Origin of the sequence: Enterobacter sp. LU1 (genome assembly GCF_008271405.2) — a bacterium.
Classification (GTDB): Bacteria; Pseudomonadota; Gammaproteobacteria; order Enterobacterales; family Enterobacteriaceae; genus Enterobacter; species Enterobacter hormaechei_C.
On record NZ_CP043438.2, the window covers coordinates 889,256 to 906,888 of the forward strand.

Genomic DNA, 17,633 nt, shown 5'->3' on the forward strand with positions numbered 1-17,633 from the left:
AAGTATTGTGAAAAAAGCATTATTATCAGCGCTGGCCGTGACAAGCCTGTTCGCGCTTTTTGGCTGTAATAACCGTTCAGAAACGCAGGTACTACAGCCAACGCAAAATGAAGAATTAAAGCCGATGCAGCAAAGCTGGCGCGGCGTATTACCGTGTGCAGATTGCGAGGGCATCGAAACTTCTCTGTTTCTGCAAAAAGATGGCACCTGGGTCATGAACCAGCGTTACCAGGGGGCGAAAGAACCGTCTTCTTTTGCATCTTACGGAACATGGGCGCGTACGGCTGAGAAGCTGGTATTGACGGATACCACGGGCGATAAAACCTTCTTCCGCGCCAAAGGCGAGGGGATGGAGATGCTCGATCGCGAAGGTAATCCGATTGAATCCCAGTTCAACTACACGTTGGCCCCGGTAAAAGCGACCCTGCCAGCCACCCCAATGGCGATGCGAGGGATGTATTTCTACATGGCGGATGCGGCGATCTTCACTGACTGTGCAACCGGGAAGAAAGTCAGCGTGGCGAACAATGCCCAGCTGGAGCGAGACTATGCCGTCGCGCGCGGCAACGACAGTAAGCCAGTGTTGCTGACGGTTGAAGGGCACTTTACGCTGGAGCCAAACCCGGATAGCGGCGAGCTGGTGAAAACGCTGGTGGCAGATAAAGACGCGAAGTTTGCTGCGGGGAAAGACTGCGAAAGCAAATAAGATATAGCCATTAAAAAACCCCGCACTGGCGGGGTTTTTTGTTTCTTAACCTTTGATGGCTTTCACCAGGTAATCAAGAATATCGCCCGTCTTGATCATCTGTTTTTCGCCGGTGCGACGGTATTTGTATTCAATCTCGTCGCTGTCGAGGTTACGGTCGCCAATGACGATGGTGTGTGGAATACCGATCAGTTCCATGTCAGCAAACATCACGCCAGGACGCTCTTTACGGTCATCCATCAGCACGTCGATACCTTTCGCGCTCAGCTCAGCGTAGAGTTTCTCAGCCAGCTCCTGCACGCGGTAAGACTTGTGCATGTTCATTGGCAGGATCGCCACCTGGAACGGCGCGATGTTATCCGGCCAGACGATTCCGCGTTCGTCATAGTTCTGCTCGATAGCGGCAGCAACAACGCGCGTTACGCCAATGCCGTAGCAGCCCATGGTCAGAACCTGGTTACGGCCATCTTCGCCCTGAACGGCAGCGTTCATTGCGCGCGAGTACTTATCGCCCAGCTGGAAGATGTGGCCTACTTCGATACCGCGTTTGATCATCAGGGTACCCTTGCCGTCCGGGCTTGGATCGCCTGCGACCACGTTACGGATGTCAGCCACTTCCGGCGTCGCCACGTCACGATCCCAGTTGATGCCGAAGAAGTGTTTACCGTCGATGTTTGCGCCCGCAGCGAAGTCGCTCATCGCCGCAACGGTGCGGTCAATGACCACCGGAACAGGCATGTTCACCGGACCCAGAGAACCAGGACCAGCATTCACCACGGCGCGGATCTCTGCTTCCGTTGCGAAGGTCAGCGGGCTGGCAACCTGCGGCAGCTTCTCGGCTTTCACTTCGTTCAGCTCGTGATCGCCTCGTACCAGCAGGGCAACCAGTGGATAAGCGCTACCTTCAGCCGATTTCACCAGCAGGGTTTTCACGGTTTTTTCGATCGGCAGAGTAAACTGCTCAACCAGCTCGGCGATAGTTTTCGCGTTTGGCGTATCAACCAGCGTCATCTCTTGCGTTGCCGCGCCGCGTGGTTCTTTCGGTGCCAGCGCTTCTGCAAATTCGATGTTCGCGGCGTAATCAGAGGAGTCAGAGAAGATCACATCGTCTTCGCCGCTCTGCGCCAGAACCTGGAATTCATGGGAGGCGCTACCGCCGATTGAACCGGTATCAGCCTGTACAGCACGGAAATCTAGCCCCATGCGGGAGAAGATTTTACTGTAGGCCGCGTACATTTTGTCGTAGGTCTCTTGCAGCGATTCCTGAGAAGTATGGAAAGAGTAAGCATCTTTCATCAGGAATTCACGAGAACGCATGACGCCAAAGCGTGGACGCACTTCGTCACGGAACTTGGTCTGGATCTGGAAGAAGTTCAGCGGCAGCTGTTTGTAAGAGCTCAGCTCGTTACGGATCAGATCGGTAATCACTTCTTCATGCGTTGGGCCGAGAACGAATGGACGATCGCCACGATCGGCAATACGCAGCAGTTCAGGACCGTACTGCTCCCAGCGACCGCTCTCCTGCCACAGTTCAGAGGGCTGAACGACCGGCATTAACACCTCGATAGCACCGGCGTTGTTCATCTCTTCACGCACGATGTTTTCGACTTTTTTCAGGACGCGCACGCCGGTCGGCAGCCAGGTGTATAACCCGGAGGCCAGCTTGCGGATCATCCCGGCGCGCAGCATCAGCTGGTGGCTGATCACCTCGGCGTCGGCAGGTGTCTCCTTCAGAGTGGAGAGCAGATATTGGCTAGTACGCATGTTGTTACGGTTCCATTTCGACGATTGGAACAGGCTGAAACACCAGCCTGACACAAAAAAAGTGGTTTAGTTTACCAGTGTGGCAAAGATGCCAAAAGAGAGGAGAACAAAATTACCTGGGTTCCAGGGCAAACACTTCAAAACCCGCCGCAGTCACGCGCCAGCGCACGTTAAAGTCCAGCAGCCAGACGGCGTACGTATTACCGGCTTCCTCTTCTTTGCGGTAGGCGGGACGGGGGTCCTGGGCCAGCACTTCAACGATAAAGTCACGCAGGCGAGGATAACGCTTTTCCAGCTCGCTGATTTGCGTTGTAATTTCAGACGTGAAGTGAACCGCCATATCTGCCTGCGGTGCGTCCTGAGCATAGCTTGCCCGGGCATCCGGCAGCGCTTCGGCGAAGGGCAGGTAAGGCTTAATATCTATGACCGGCGTGCCATCAACCAGGTCAAGGCTACCTAACTCCAGGATCACCTGATCTTTCTGACAACGTATGCCTTTCAGCTCGACCAGCGACATCCCGATGGGGTTGGGACGAAAGGTTGAGCGGGTGGCAAAGACACCCATTCTGGCATTTCCGCCCAGACGAGGCGGACGCACGGTAGGACGCCAGCCGCCTTCCATGGTCTGGTGAAACACAAAGACCACCCATAAATGGCTGAACGCCTCAAGCCCGCGCACTGCATCGGCCTGATTATACGGCGCGACAAGATGAAGCTCGCCGCCGCCGTTAATGACCAGACCCGGCTGACGCGGCACGGCGAACTTTTCTTTATAAGGGGAGCGAATAACGCCTATCTGCTCGAACTGAAATGAACTCATTTCGCCGTAATATTAAGCGCAGAACCGATACATACCGCCTGGCGATAGCAACCTGGTGTGCCGCTGGTGACTTCGCAGCTGTGCAGCAGCACCGCGTTGGCTTTCATTTTCGACGCGTTGATTTGCATACGCTTGCGGGCTGTCGGAATATTAGGTGGGGAGTCCTGATTCGTTGCCTGGCAGGATTCGCCGCTCACTTCGCCCAGTTCACGGAATGGCTTACCGACCAGCTCGTCGGCTTTGGTAATAATACGTACCGGCGCAGCGCGAGGCGCTTTCGGTTTTGCTGGCTCCGCTTTTGGCGGGGTTGCAGTGCTTTGAACAGGTTCAACAGGAGATCTGCTTAGCATAGAACAGCCGCTCAGCATCAGTGCTAAAAAACAGATCGGTAAAGCACGCATAATAATTCCTCAGTGGATAATCAAAACGTCAGATATTGAAGCAGTTGACCGCACAAATGACAAGACGGGCAAATGCCCGTCTTGATGATATTACACTGCCGGGAGATTACCAGCCTTTAACCGCGCCGCCGTTAAACACCTTATTGGCTTCCTGGTACACTTCTTCAGACTGATATGCCTGTATGAATTTCTTCACATTCTCCGCGTCTTTGTTGTCTTCGCGAGTCACGATCAGGTTGACGTACGGGGAATCTTTATCTTCAACGAAGATGCCATCTTTCGCTGGGGTCAGGCCGATCTGGCTGGCGTAAGTGGTGTTGATCACGGCCAGGGCGATCTGCGCATCGTCCAGAGAACGTGGCAGCTGTGGTGCTTCCAGCTCAACAATTTTCAGATTTTTCGGGTTTTCGGTTACGTCCAGAACGGTCGGTAACAGACCAACGCCTTCTTTCAGTTTAATCAGGCCCACTTTCTGTAGCAGAAGCAGGGAACGGCCAAGGTTGGTTGGGTCGTTAGGGACGGCAACCTGTGAACCCGGCTGGAGTTCATCCAGAGATTTAATTTTCTTGGAGTAACCGGCAATCGGGTAAACGAAGGTGTTACCGACAGCAACCAGTTTGTAGCCGCGATCTTTGATCTGCTGATCCAGGTACGGTTTATGCTGGAAGGCGTTAGCGTCAATGTCGCCTTTGCTCAGCGCTTCGTTCGGCAGAACGTAATCGTTGAAGGTCACCAGTTCAACGTCCAGGCCATATTTCTCTTTAGCGATTTTCTGCGCGGCCTCAGCAACCTGCTGTTCTGCACCGACGATAACGCCTACTTTGATGTGGTTTGGATCTTTTTCGTCCTGACCGCAACCCACCAGTGCCAGCGAGCCAATCAGTGCGCCTACTGCTGCGAAGGTCTTAAATTTAAACGCCATGTTATATCCTTAACTCGTCGAGTTTGTGTTGTTTGTAACGTTATTTATGCGTAACAGCCCGGACGATACGATCGCCAGAGAATTGAATTAAGTAAACCAGCACAACCAGCAATACCAGAACGGTATTCATTACGGTAGCGTTATAGCCAATATAGCCGTACTGATATCCAATCTGGCCTAAACCGCCAGCACCTACGGCGCCGCCCATTGCGGAATAACCGACCAGGGTGATAAGCGTGATGGTTGCTGCGTTCACCAGCCCAGGCAGCGCCTCTGGCAGCAGAACTTTGCGAACGATCTGCATTGGCGTCGCACCCATAGCGCGGGAAGCTTCGATCAGGCCGGTTGGGATTTCCAGCAGGGCGTTTTCCACCATACGGGCGATAAACGGTGCCGCGCCTACGGTCAGCGGGACAATAGCTGCCTGCAAACCAATCGACGTCCCGACGATCACGCGCGTAAACGGAATCATCCACACCAGCAGAATAATGAACGGAATAGACCGGAAAATGTTCACCAGCGCAGAGAGCGTACGATACAGCTTCGCGTTTTCAATAATTTGACCCGGGCGCGTAACGTACAGCAGCACGCCGACCGGCAGCCCAATCACAAAACCAAAGAAGCCCGATACGAAGGTCATTGCCAGCGTTTCCCAAACGCCGCGAACCAGTAGCCACATCATCGGCTCAGACATAACCCAGTACCTCTACTTTTACGTGATGTTCTTGCAGCCAGGCAATTGCCGCCTGGGTTTCTTCCTGTGTGCCGTGCATTTCCGTCAGCATAATGCCGAACTTCACGCCACCGGCGTAGTCCATCTGCGCGCTAATAATGTTGTTATTCACGTTAAAGCGACGCGCGGTTTCGGACAGCAGCGGTGCGTCAACGGACTGGCCCGTGAACTCCATGCGCAGCATCGGGACGCTGTCAGGCGTTGCGTCTGTTTTTAAACGTTCCAGATAATCTTCCGGAATATCCAGATGCAGTGTGGACTGAATGAACTGCTGAGCCAGCGGCGTTTTCGGGTGTGAGAAGACTTCACTCACCGTGTCCTGCTCAATCAGCTCACCGTTGCTGATGACCGCCACGCAGTCGCAGATGCGTTTCACTACATCCATTTCATGCGTAATAAGGAGAATCGTCAGGCCCAGGCGACGGTTAATGTCTTTTAACAGTTCCAGAATAGAGCGCGTGGTGGCCGGGTCTAACGCGCTGGTGGCTTCATCGCACAGCAGCACTTTTGGGTTGCTTGCCAGCGCGCGAGCGATTGCTACACGCTGTTTTTGCCCACCGGACAGATTTGCCGGGTAGCTATCATGCTTGTCGCCCAGACCAACAAGGTCGAGCAGTTCGGTGACGCGACGCGTAACTTCTTCTTTCGGTGTGTTATCCAGCTCAAGCGGCAGGGCAACGTTGCCGAACACGGTGCGGGAGGCCAGCAGGTTAAAGTGCTGGAAAATCATGCCAATCTGGCGACGCGCTTTGGTGAGTTCTTTTTCTGAGAGAGCGGTAAGCTCCTGGCCGCCAACTTCTACGCTGCCCTGGGTTGGGCGCTCAAGCAGGTTAACACAACGGATCAGCGTACTTTTACCCGCACCCGATGCGCCAATGACGCCATAAATCTGACCAGCAGGCACATGCAGGCTGACGTTGTTCAGCGCCTGAATGGTTCGGTTCCCCTGCTGGAACACTTTGGTGATATTGGAAAGTTTAATCATTAGATTATTTTTATCGTAAGTAAGTTAGCCGTGGCATTTTCTTCTGCCAGATACGGGGAATGACCGTAAACAAAATGGATGTTAAGGCATCCAGACGTCTAAATCAATCCACCTCTGTGCGATGAGCACTTTATTGCGCTGCGATTCATGAGATACTAGCTGAACAAGACTTTTTCAGGAGCAAACCGGTGGCAAAATCTGTACCCGCAATTTTTCTCGATCGTGACGGCACTATTAATGTGGATCACGGTTACGTCCATGAGATTGATGAGTTCGAGTTTATCGAGGGCGTAATAGATGCCATGCGCCAGTTGAAAGAGATGGGCTATGCGCTGGTGGTGGTGACTAACCAGTCCGGTATCGCCCGGGGTAAATTCACCGAAGCGCAATTCGAGACGCTGACGGAATGGATGGACTGGTCTCTGGCCGATCGTGGCGTCGATCTTGATGGCATCTATTATTGTCCGCATCACCCGCAGGGAAGTGTAGAGGCGTATCGTCAGACCTGTGATTGCCGTAAGCCACACCCGGGCATGTTTATCTCTGCACAGGAATTCCTGCACATTGATATGGCCGCATCTTATATGGTGGGCGATAAACTGGAAGATATGCAGGCAGCAGCGGCGGCAGGTGTAGGTACCAAGGTATTAGTGCGTACCGGTAAACCGGTCACCACAGAAGCAGAAAATGCAGCCGACTGGGTGATAACTAGTCTGGCAGAACTGCCAAAAGAGATTAAAAAGCACCAAAAATAAGGCGTTTTGGCGAAAAGGTGAGCGGTTGAAATAAAAATGCATTTTTCCGCTTGTCATTCCTCGGCGGCTCCCTATAATGCGCCTCCATCGACACGGCGGATGTGAATCACTTCACAGATAACCCGGTCGGTTGAAGAGAAAAAATCCTGAAATAACGGGTTGACTCTGAAAGAGGAAAGCGTAATATACGCCACCTCGCGACAGAGCGCTGAAGCGCGTCGCAACTGCTCTTTAACAATTTATCAGACAATCTGTGTGGGCACTCAAAGTGACATGGATTCTTAATGTCCTCGGACACTAAATGAATACCAAGTCTCAACGAGTGAACACGTAATTCATTACGAAGTTTAATTCATTGAGCATCAAACTTTTAAATTGAAGAGTTTGATCATGGCTCAGATTGAACGCTGGCGGCAGGCCTAACACATGCAAGTCGAACGGTAACAGGAAGCAGCTTGCTGCTTCGCTGACGAGTGGCGGACGGGTGAGTAATGTCTGGGAAACTGCCTGATGGAGGGGGATAACTACTGGAAACGGTAGCTAATACCGCATAACGTCGCAAGACCAAAGAGGGGGACCTTCGGGCCTCTTGCCATCGGATGTGCCCAGATGGGATTAGCTAGTAGGTGGGGTAACGGCTCACCTAGGCGACGATCCCTAGCTGGTCTGAGAGGATGACCAGCCACACTGGAACTGAGACACGGTCCAGACTCCTACGGGAGGCAGCAGTGGGGAATATTGCACAATGGGCGCAAGCCTGATGCAGCCATGCCGCGTGTATGAAGAAGGCCTTCGGGTTGTAAAGTACTTTCAGCGGGGAGGAAGGCGATAAGGTTAATAACCTTGTCGATTGACGTTACCCGCAGAAGAAGCACCGGCTAACTCCGTGCCAGCAGCCGCGGTAATACGGAGGGTGCAAGCGTTAATCGGAATTACTGGGCGTAAAGCGCACGCAGGCGGTCTGTCAAGTCGGATGTGAAATCCCCGGGCTCAACCTGGGAACTGCATTCGAAACTGGCAGGCTAGAGTCTTGTAGAGGGGGGTAGAATTCCAGGTGTAGCGGTGAAATGCGTAGAGATCTGGAGGAATACCGGTGGCGAAGGCGGCCCCCTGGACAAAGACTGACGCTCAGGTGCGAAAGCGTGGGGAGCAAACAGGATTAGATACCCTGGTAGTCCACGCCGTAAACGATGTCGACTTGGAGGTTGTGCCCTTGAGGCGTGGCTTCCGGAGCTAACGCGTTAAGTCGACCGCCTGGGGAGTACGGCCGCAAGGTTAAAACTCAAATGAATTGACGGGGGCCCGCACAAGCGGTGGAGCATGTGGTTTAATTCGATGCAACGCGAAGAACCTTACCTACTCTTGACATCCAGAGAACTTTCCAGAGATGGATTGGTGCCTTCGGGAACTCTGAGACAGGTGCTGCATGGCTGTCGTCAGCTCGTGTTGTGAAATGTTGGGTTAAGTCCCGCAACGAGCGCAACCCTTATCCTTTGTTGCCAGCGGTTAGGCCGGGAACTCAAAGGAGACTGCCAGTGATAAACTGGAGGAAGGTGGGGATGACGTCAAGTCATCATGGCCCTTACGAGTAGGGCTACACACGTGCTACAATGGCGCATACAAAGAGAAGCGACCTCGCGAGAGCAAGCGGACCTCATAAAGTGCGTCGTAGTCCGGATTGGAGTCTGCAACTCGACTCCATGAAGTCGGAATCGCTAGTAATCGTGGATCAGAATGCCACGGTGAATACGTTCCCGGGCCTTGTACACACCGCCCGTCACACCATGGGAGTGGGTTGCAAAAGAAGTAGGTAGCTTAACCTTCGGGAGGGCGCTTACCACTTTGTGATTCATGACTGGGGTGAAGTCGTAACAAGGTAACCGTAGGGGAACCTGCGGTTGGATCACCTCCTTACCTTAAAGAACCTGCCTTTGCAGTGCTCACACAGATTGTCTGATGAAAAACAGCAGTAAAAAACCTCTACAGGCTTGTAGCTCAGGTGGTTAGAGCGCACCCCTGATAAGGGTGAGGTCGGTGGTTCAAGTCCACTCAGGCCTACCAAATTTGCCTCGCAAATTTGAAGAGGTTGTAAACGATGGGGCTATAGCTCAGCTGGGAGAGCGCCTGCCTTGCACGCAGGAGGTCTGCGGTTCGATCCCGCATAGCTCCACCATCTTTTACTGCGAACACAAGAAAACTTCAGAGTGAACCTGAAAAGGTGCACTGCGAAGTTTTGCTCTTTAAAAATCTGGATCAAGCTGAAAATTGAAACGACACACAGCTCATGTGTGTTCGAGTCTCTCAAATTTTCGCAAGTCGATGGTGAATCGAAAGAAACATCTTCGGGTTGTGAGGTTAAGCGACTAAGCGTACACGGTGGATGCCCTGGCAGTCAGAGGCGATGAAGGACGTGCTAATCTGCGAAAAGCGCCGGCGAGGTGATATGAACCCTTGACCCGGCGATGTCCGAATGGGGAAACCCAGTGCAATCCGTTGCACTATCGTTAACTGAATACATAGGTTAACGAGGCGAACCGGGGGAACTGAAACATCTAAGTACCCCGAGGAAAAGAAATCAACCGAGATTCCCCCAGTAGCGGCGAGCGAACGGGGAGCAGCCCGGAGTCTGAATCAGCTTGTGTGTTAGTGGAACGGTCTGGAAAGTCCGACGGTACAGGGTGATAGTCCCGTACACGAAAGCACACTTGCTGTGAACTCGAAGAGTAGGGCGGGACACGTGGTATCCTGTCTGAATATGGGGGGACCATCCTCCAAGGCTAAATACTCCTGACTGACCGATAGTGAACCAGTACCGTGAGGGAAAGGCGAAAAGAACCCCGGCGAGGGGAGTGAAAAAGAACCTGAAACCGTGTACGTACAAGCAGTGGGAGCCTCTTTATGGGGTGACTGCGTACCTTTTGTATAATGGGTCAGCGACTTATATTCTGTAGCAAGGTTAACCGTATAGGGGAGCCGAAGGGAAACCGAGTCTTAACTGGGCGTTAAGTTGCAGGGTATAGACCCGAAACCCGGTGATCTAGCCATGGGCAGGTTGAAGGTTGGGTAACACTAACTGGAGGACCGAACCGACTAATGTTGAAAAATTAGCGGATGACCTGTGGCTGGGGGTGAAAGGCCAATCAAACCGGGAGATAGCTGGTTCTCCCCGAAAGCTATTTAGGTAGCGCCTCGTGAATTCATCTTCGGGGGTAGAGCACTGTTTCGGCTAGGGGGCCATCCCGGCTTACCAACCCGATGCAAACTACGAATACCGAAGAATGTTATCACGGGAGACACACGGCGGGTGCTAACGTCCGTCGTGAAGAGGGAAACAACCCAGACCGCCAGCTAAGGTCCCAAAGTCATGGTTAAGTGGGAAACGATGTGGGAAGGCACAGACAGCCAGGATGTTGGCTTAGAAGCAGCCATCATTTAAAGAAAGCGTAATAGCTCACTGGTCGAGTCGGCCTGCGCGGAAGATGTAACGGGGCTAAACCATGCACCGAAGCTGCGGCAGCGACACTTATGTGTTGTTGGGTAGGGGAGCGTTCTGTAAGCCGTTGAAGGTGTGCTGTGAGGCATGCTGGAGGTATCAGAAGTGCGAATGCTGACATAAGTAACGATAAAGCGGGTGAAAAGCCCGCTCGCCGGAAGACCAAGGGTTCCTGTCCAACGTTAATCGGGGCAGGGTGAGTCGACCCCTAAGGCGAGGCCGAAAGGCGTAGTCGATGGGAAACAGGTTAATATTCCTGTACTTGGTGTTACTGCGAAGGGGGGACGGAGAAGGCTATGTCAGCCGGGCGACGGTTGTCCCGGTTTAAGCATGTAGGCGGAGGTTCCAGGTAAATCCGGTACCTTGTTAACGCTGAGGTGTGATGACGAGGCACTACGGTGCTGAAGTGATAAATGCCCTGCTTCCAGGAAAAGCCTCTAAGCATCAGGTAACACGAAATCGTACCCCAAACCGACACAGGTGGTCAGGTAGAGAATACCAAGGCGCTTGAGAGAACTCGGGTGAAGGAACTAGGCAAAATGGTGCCGTAACTTCGGGAGAAGGCACGCTGATGTGTAGGTGAAGCCCCTGCGGGCGGAGCTGAAATCAGTCGAAGATACCAGCTGGCTGCAACTGTTTATTAAAAACACAGCACTGTGCAAACACGAAAGTGGACGTATACGGTGTGACGCCTGCCCGGTGCCGGAAGGTTAATTGATGGGGTTAGCGGCAACGCGAAGCTCTTGATCGAAGCCCCGGTAAACGGCGGCCGTAACTATAACGGTCCTAAGGTAGCGAAATTCCTTGTCGGGTAAGTTCCGACCTGCACGAATGGCGTAATGATGGCCAGGCTGTCTCCACCCGAGACTCAGTGAAATTGAACTCGCTGTGAAGATGCAGTGTACCCGCGGCAAGACGGAAAGACCCCGTGAACCTTTACTATAGCTTGACACTGAACACTGGTCCTTGATGTGTAGGATAGGTGGGAGGCTTTGAAGCGTGGACGCCAGTCTGCGTGGAGCCAACCTTGAAATACCACCCTTTAATGGCTGGTGTTCTAACGTAGACCCGTTACCCGGGTTGCGGACAGTGTCTGGTGGGTAGTTTGACTGGGGCGGTCTCCTCCCAAAGAGTAACGGAGGAGCACGAAGGTTGGCTAATCCTGGTCGGACATCAGGAGGTTAGTGCAATGGCATAAGCCAGCTTGACTGCGAGCGTGACGGCGCGAGCAGGTGCGAAAGCAGGTCATAGTGATCCGGTGGTTCTGAATGGAAGGGCCATCGCTCAACGGATAAAAGGTACTCCGGGGATAACAGGCTGATACCGCCCAAGAGTTCATATCGACGGCGGTGTTTGGCACCTCGATGTCGGCTCATCACATCCTGGGGCTGAAGTAGGTCCCAAGGGTATGGCTGTTCGCCATTTAAAGTGGTACGCGAGCTGGGTTTAGAACGTCGTGAGACAGTTCGGTCCCTATCTGCCGTGGGCGCTGGAGAATTGAGGGGGGCTGCTCCTAGTACGAGAGGACCGGAGTGGACGCATCACTGGTGTTCGGGTTGTCATGCCAATGGCACTGCCCGGTAGCTAAATGCGGAAGAGATAAGTGCTGAAAGCATCTAAGCACGAAACTTGCCCCGAGATGAGTTCTCCCTGAGACTTTAAGTCTCCTGAAGGAACGTTGAAGACGACGACGTTGATAGGTCGGGTGTGTAAGCGCAGCGATGCGTTGAGCTAACCGATACTAATGAACCGTGAGGCTTAACCTTACAACGCCGAAGGTGTTTTGGCGAAGAGACAGACAATCAAATTTCAGCTTTGATACAGATTAACAGAATTTGCCTGGCGGCTTTAGCGCGGTGGTCCCACCTGACCCCATGCCGAACTCAGAAGTGAAACGCCGTAGCGCCGATGGTAGTGTGGGGTCTCCCCATGTGAGAGTAGGGAACTGCCAGGCATCAAATTAAGTAGTAAGCCGGTGCATTAATCCGGTGGTTACAGAAGTATTCGGTGGAGCGGTAGTTCAGTCGGTTAGAATACCTGCCTGTCACGCAGGGGGTCGCGGGTTCGAGTCCCGTCCGTTCCGCCACTTATTAAAAGCCCTGAGCTAACGCTCAGGGCTTTTTTCTTATCTGTCGTTTGATTGTTGCGAAATTAGCAAAAATCCTCTGCGTTTCACGATCTTTTTCGTCATAACAACTACAGCGATAATTCTCCTCAGTTTATGAACATAACGATTGAGGAATCATATGACTATCCCTGCACTGGGTCTGGGCACTTTCCGCCTGAAAGACGATGTTGTTATTGCATCTGTTAAAACCGCACTCGAGTTGGGCTATCGTGCTATTGATACGGCGCAGATTTATGATAACGAAGCTGCCGTAGGCCAGGCCATCGAAGAGAGTGGCGTACCGCGCGACGAACTTTTCATCACCACTAAAATCTGGATTGAGAATCTCGGCCAAGACAAGCTGATCCCAAGCCTGAAGGAAAGTCTGAAAAAGCTGCGTACTGACTATGTTGATCTTACGCTGATCCACTGGCCATCACCTGACGATGCCGTCTCTGTGGAGGAGTTCATGCAGGCGCTGCTGGAAGCGAAAGAGCAGGGCTTAACGCGTGAAATTGGCATCTCTAACTTCACCATCCCGTTGATGGAAAGGGCCATTGCCGCAGTGGGTAAAGAGAATATTGCCACCAACCAGATTGAACTCTCTCCTTACCTGCAAAACCACAAAGTCGTGGACTGGGCGAAACAGCATGGTGTTCACATCACCTCGTACATGACGCTGGCATATGGTAAGGCGCTGAAAGATGAAGTGATTGCACGCATCGCTGAAAAACACAATGCGACAGCCGCACAGGTGATCCTGGCATGGGCGATGGGTGAGGGCTATGCCGTGATCCCGTCTTCAACCAAACGTGAAAACCTGGCAAGTAACCTGTTAGTGCGGGATCTTCAGCTTGATGATGAAGATAAAAACGCGATCGCTGCACTGGAATGTAACGATCGTCTGGTCAGCCCGGAAGGGTTAGCACCAGACTGGGATTAATAAAAGCCCTTCCTCTGTACCCTTAAACCCTCACACAGCTCCTCCGGGAGCTGTTTTTATATGTTCGCTAAGGAAGTCGATAAAAGCGCGTATGCGCGTACTTACCGCTCTGTCACTGTAATACACTGCGCTAAAAGGCATCTCTACAGGTAAGCGTTTGTCAGCCATCAGTTCTACAAGCTGACCCGCAGCTATTTCCTTATCAATCATATAGTCTGATAAACAGGCGATCCCATTTGCTTCAAGACAAAGCTGTTTCAGCGTTTCTCCGCTATTAGACGAAAGTCCGCAAGTGATCTCATGAAGTTGTCCGTCATGACAGGCCACGGGCCAGGTGTTCAGCGAGACAGGTTCCGTAAAGCCCAGGCACAGGTGCTGCTTCAGCTCCTCAACGGTCTCCGGTTTGCCATGCTCTGCAATATATTGCGGTGACGCGATAATTTTGCGGTAGCTGGTGAACAGTGGGCGAGCGCGTAAACTTGAATCCGTCAGGGTTCCCGCGCGGATCGCCACATCAACTTTACGCTCAATCAGGTTAATAAACGTCTCTGAAGAGACCAGGGACAGAGTCATCTCCGGATAACGTTCCCGGAATGGCTTGATTAACGGCATCAGAAAATGAAGCACGACCGGCGTCGCCGCATCAATGCGTAGCAATCCACGCGGAGTGCTACGCGACTCCATTATTTCCGTCTCAGCTGCCGCCATCTCCTGCAAAACGGATTGTACGCGGCGAAAATAACGTTCACCTTCTTCCGTCAGGCTGAGCTGCCGCGTTGTTCTGTTGAGCAGACTTACCCCGAGCTTCATCTCCAGCTTTTTCACCGAGCGGCTGATGGCGGAGTTCGCCTGCCCGAGCTGTTCGGCCGCACGGCTGAAGCTGCCGCTTTCAACAACGGCAACAAAGATAGTCAGTTCTTCCGATGTGGCTTTCATTATTGCATCATCCGCAAAATTCTATTGAGATTCTAACCATTTTTGTTATTTAAACACTGGCGCATACTGCCTGTCATCTTAATCCTGAAGAGACGGAGTATTTATGCCACTGGCGCTTCTTGCCCTGACGATCAGTGCCTTCGCAATTGGCACGACCGAATTTGTTATTGTAGGACTTGTTCCCACTATTGCTGAACAACTCGCCATTTCGCTGCCTTCTGCCGGGCTGCTGGTATCTATTTACGCGTTAGGCGTCGCTGTTGGGGCGCCTGTGCTGACCGCACTGACTGGACGCTTTCCACGTAAACAACTGTTAGTTGCCCTGATGGTGCTCTTCACTGCCGGCAATATTCTGGCGTGGCAGGCTCCAGACTACACTACCCTGGTCATTGCCCGTTTGCTGACTGGCCTCGCGCACGGTGTCTTCTTCTCCATCGGTTCCACGATTGCAACCAGCCTGGTGCCAAAAGAGAAAGCGGCGTCAGCCATTGCGATTATGTTTGGCGGCTTAACCGTCGCGCTGGTCACCGGCGTGCCGTTAGGAACGTTTATTGGGCAACATTTTGGCTGGCGAGAAACCTTCCTTGCGGTATCGCTGTTGGGCGTAATTGCTCTGGTAGCCAGCCTGCTACTGGTGCCCTCCAGCATTCCGGGGCGCGCGAGCGCCAGCCTGAGCGATCAGGTTAAGGTTCTGACACACCCGCGCCTGCTGCTGATCTATGCCGTTACGGCTCTGGGTTATGGAGGTGTGTTCACTGCGTTCACTTTCCTTGCACCGATGATGCAGGAGCTGGCTGGTTTTTCTCCGGGCGCAGTGAGCTGGATTTTACTGGGCTACGGTATCTCCGTCGCAATCGGCAATATCTGGGGCGGCAAGCTTGCAGATAAGCATGGTGCGGTACCGGCGCTAAAATTTATCTTCGCCGCGCTGGTTGTCCTGCTGATGATTTTCCAGTTCACCGCGTCGATACAATACGCTGCGCTGGTAACTGTGTTGGTTATGGGAATATTCGCGTTTGGTAACGTACCGGGATTGCAGGTCTATGTTGTACAGAAAGCCGAACGCTATACGCCCAATGCGGTGGATGTCGCATCCGGCCTGAATATCGCCGCATTCAATATCGGTATCGCACTCGGATCGGTTATCGGCGGGCAGACGGTTGAACACGTTGGATTAACCCAAACGCCATGGATTGGTGCGGTAATTGTGCTTGTCGCTTTCCTGCTTATTGGTCTGAGTGGACGGCTTGATAAACCCGCTCGCGTCGCGCTTGGATAAGTATCAGTAAGTGCTTGCTTACAAAACTGGAAAGCGGTTTCTCAGTAATTGCGTTGAAAGTGTGACCTAAAATCCCTATAACATTAGAACCAGTCCGTTTTCCGGGCTGGTTCATGTTACAGAGGTCGTTTCCAAAAGTGCGAAAAAATACCTATGCCATGCGTTATGTTGCCGGAATGCCCGCGGAGAGGATCTTGCCTCCGGGGTCGTTTGCGAGCCTGGGTCAGGCATTACCAGCGGGCACGCCATTAAGCAGTGACGAAAAAATTCGCGTACTGGTGTGGAACATCTTTAAACAACAGCGTGCGGAGTGGTTATCCGTACTTAAAAATTTTGGTAAAGATGCGCATCTGGTGCTGTTACAGGAGGCGCAAACCACGCCTGAGCTGGTCAGGTTTGCAACGACAAACTATCTTGCAGCCGATCAGGTGCCTGCCTTTGTTCTGCCACAGCATCCTTCTGGGGTGATGACCCTTTCAGCCGCACATCCGGTCTATTGCTGCCCGCTGCGTGAACGTGAGCCAATCCTGCGTCTGGCAAAATCGGCGCTGGTCACGGTCTATCCGTTGCCCGACACCCGTCTGCTGATGGTGGTAAACATTCATGCGGTGAACTTCAGCCTGGGTGTTGATGTGTACAGTAAGCAGTTACTACCCATTGGCGATCAGATTGCTCATCACAGTGGGCCGATCATTATGGCCGGGGACTTCAATGCCTGGAGCCGTCCACGTATGAACGCGTTGTACCGCTTCGCGCGTGAAATGTCGCTGCGTGAAGTTCGTTTTAACGATGACCAGCGCAAGAAAGCGTTTGGTCGTCCTCTCGATTTTGTCTTCTATCGGGGTTTAAGCGTGCACGACGCCTCCGTTCTGGTGACGCGCGCCTCCGATCATAATCCTCTACTAGTTGAATTCAGTCCCGGCAAACCTGATAAATAATGGTGCGTCAGGTCTGCCGTGGGGCAGGCCTGTGCGGGTGCTGCCCTTTATTTTTTAACCCATAAAAGGACAGCAACATGACAACAACACACTCCCATCATGACAACGTCGAAAAACAGTTTGGTTCTCAGGCAAGTGCCTACCTGAGCAGCGCCGTGCACGCCTCTGGCCGCGACCTGGTGCGTCTCGGCGAACGGCTCGCCGCGTTTCCTGACGCGCACGTGCTGGACTTAGGCTGCGGGGCGGGGCACGCCAGTTTTACCGCCGCACAGCAGGTTGCTCAGGTGACGGCATATGACTTATCGAGCCAGATGCTGGATGTGGTTGCTGAAGCGGCGAAAGCGAAAGGGCTGAATAACGTCACGACGCGCCAGGGCTACGCTGAATCTTTACCCTTTGAGGATGCGTCGTTTGAGGTTGTGATTAGCCGTTACTCTGCACACCACTGGCATGATGTGGGGCAGGCATTACGGGAAGTGAAACGCGTGCTCAAACCGGGCGGAATCTTCATCATCATGGACGTGATGTCTCCCGGACATCCGGTACGAAATATCTGGCTCCAGACGGTTGAAGCGCTGCGTGATACCTCGCACGTGCAAAACTACTCCAGTGGAGAGTGGCTTACGTTTATCACCGAAGCCGGCTTGATTTCACGCTCATTGATAACCGACCGTTTGCCGCTGGAGTTCACATCATGGATTGCACGGATGCGCACACCCGAGGCATTGACTCAGGCGATCCGATTGTATCAGGAGAGCGCCTCTGCTGACGTGAAGGCGTACTTTGAACTGCATGACGATGGTTCGTTTACCAGCGACACCATTATGGCTGAAGCGCAAAAAGCGGGATAA

At 52.9% G+C, this 17,633-nt stretch carries 13 protein-coding genes, 3 tRNA genes and 3 rRNA genes; 12 read left to right on the forward strand and 7 right to left on the reverse strand.

Annotated elements, in window-relative coordinates; translation table 11 throughout:
• Positions 1-7 precede the first annotated feature (7 nt).
• Entirely contained in the window at positions 8-706 is a 699-nt protein-coding gene (nlpE, locus tag FZF21_RS04175) for an envelope stress response activation lipoprotein NlpE (RefSeq protein ID WP_017383734.1), read from the forward strand.
• A gap of 45 nt (positions 707-751) precedes the next feature.
• On the opposite strand, the gene proS is transcribed toward nlpE, so the two are convergent.
• The 6 genes from proS to metN all read right to left on the reverse strand — a co-directional run bounded on the left by proS (position 752) and on the right by metN (position 6,331).
• On the reverse strand, positions 752-2,470 hold the full coding sequence (proS, locus tag FZF21_RS04180) for a proline--tRNA ligase (RefSeq protein WP_032670529.1): 1,719 nt from the start codon (positions 2,468-2,470) through the stop codon (positions 752-754).
• A gap of 112 nt (positions 2,471-2,582) precedes the next feature.
• Positions 2,583-3,290: a tRNA (N6-threonylcarbamoyladenosine(37)-N6)-methyltransferase TrmO gene (gene tsaA / locus FZF21_RS04185; protein ID WP_017694476.1), complete on the reverse strand. Its 708-nt coding sequence runs from the start codon at positions 3,288-3,290 to the stop codon at positions 2,583-2,585.
• On the reverse strand, positions 3,287-3,691 hold the full coding sequence (gene rcsF / locus FZF21_RS04190) for an Rcs stress response system protein RcsF (protein WP_015572735.1): 405 nt from the start codon (positions 3,689-3,691) through the stop codon (positions 3,287-3,289). The genes tsaA and rcsF overlap by 4 nt, the downstream gene beginning before the upstream one ends.
• Positions 3,692-3,797: 106 nt before the next feature.
• On the reverse strand, positions 3,798-4,613 hold the full coding sequence (metQ, locus tag FZF21_RS04195) for a methionine ABC transporter substrate-binding lipoprotein MetQ (protein ID WP_003856132.1): 816 nt from the start codon (positions 4,611-4,613) through the stop codon (positions 3,798-3,800).
• 40 nt (positions 4,614-4,653) lie between these two features.
• A complete protein-coding gene (locus tag FZF21_RS04200) occupies positions 4,654-5,307 on the reverse strand; it encodes a methionine ABC transporter permease MetI (protein ID WP_003856130.1) in 654 nt (217 codons plus the stop codon).
• Positions 5,300-6,331 (reverse strand): methionine ABC transporter ATP-binding protein MetN, encoded by a 1,032-nt coding sequence (gene metN, locus FZF21_RS04205; RefSeq protein WP_006810022.1) that lies wholly within the window; start codon positions 6,329-6,331, stop codon positions 5,300-5,302. The genes FZF21_RS04200 and metN overlap by 8 nt, the downstream gene beginning before the upstream one ends.
• 188 nt (positions 6,332-6,519) lie before the next feature.
• Between metN and gmhB the strand changes: the two genes are divergently transcribed.
• The 8 genes from gmhB (at position 6,520) to dkgB (ending at position 13,629) form a co-directional block, all read left to right on the forward strand.
• The gene (gene gmhB / locus FZF21_RS04210; RefSeq protein WP_017694475.1) at positions 6,520-7,086 is read left to right on the forward strand and encodes a D-glycero-beta-D-manno-heptose 1,7-bisphosphate 7-phosphatase; all 567 of its coding nucleotides are present in this window, start codon (positions 6,520-6,522) and stop codon (positions 7,084-7,086) included.
• 372 nt (positions 7,087-7,458) lie between these two features.
• Positions 7,459-9,000: ribosomal RNA gene (locus FZF21_RS04215) — 16S ribosomal RNA — on the forward strand.
• Positions 9,001-9,070: 70 nt separating this feature from the next.
• Positions 9,071-9,147, forward strand: a tRNA-Ile gene (locus FZF21_RS04220).
• A gap of 36 nt (positions 9,148-9,183) precedes the next feature.
• Positions 9,184-9,259 (forward strand) — tRNA-Ala (locus tag FZF21_RS04225).
• Positions 9,260-9,439: 180 nt separating this feature from the next.
• Positions 9,440-12,345: ribosomal RNA gene (locus tag FZF21_RS04230) — 23S ribosomal RNA — on the forward strand.
• Between the two features lie 72 nt (positions 12,346-12,417).
• Positions 12,418-12,533, forward strand: a 5S ribosomal RNA gene (gene rrf, locus FZF21_RS04235).
• Together the 16S, 23S and 5S rRNA genes with 3 tRNA genes alongside form the textbook arrangement of a ribosomal RNA operon.
• A 55-nt stretch (positions 12,534-12,588) precedes the next feature.
• Positions 12,589-12,665, forward strand: a tRNA-Asp gene (locus FZF21_RS04240).
• Positions 12,666-12,825: 160 nt separating this feature from the next.
• Complete coding sequence (gene dkgB / locus FZF21_RS04245) at positions 12,826-13,629, forward strand: 2,5-didehydrogluconate reductase DkgB (protein WP_047738146.1); 804 nt, start codon at positions 12,826-12,828, stop codon at positions 13,627-13,629.
• 30 nt (positions 13,630-13,659) lie between these two features.
• Here the strand turns inward: dkgB and yafC are convergent, their stop codons facing one another.
• Entirely contained in the window at positions 13,660-14,565 is a 906-nt protein-coding gene (yafC, locus tag FZF21_RS04250) for a DNA-binding transcriptional regulator YafC (RefSeq protein ID WP_047738144.1), read from the reverse strand.
• A 103-nt stretch (positions 14,566-14,668) separates the two neighbouring features.
• Here yafC and FZF21_RS04255 point away from each other — a divergent pair, with 103 nt between their 5' ends.
• The 3 genes from FZF21_RS04255 (at position 14,669) to FZF21_RS04265 (ending at position 17,633) form a co-directional block, all read left to right on the forward strand.
• Entirely contained in the window at positions 14,669-15,844 is a 1,176-nt protein-coding gene (locus tag FZF21_RS04255; RefSeq protein WP_047738142.1) for an MFS transporter, read from the forward strand.
• 137 nt (positions 15,845-15,981) lie between these two features.
• Positions 15,982-16,782, forward strand: a complete 801-nt coding sequence (locus tag FZF21_RS04260; protein WP_026080641.1) for an endonuclease/exonuclease/phosphatase family protein — start codon at positions 15,982-15,984, stop codon at positions 16,780-16,782.
• Positions 16,783-16,859: 77 nt separating this feature from the next.
• A complete protein-coding gene (locus tag FZF21_RS04265) occupies positions 16,860-17,633 on the forward strand; it encodes a class I SAM-dependent methyltransferase (RefSeq protein ID WP_015571390.1) in 774 nt (257 codons plus the stop codon).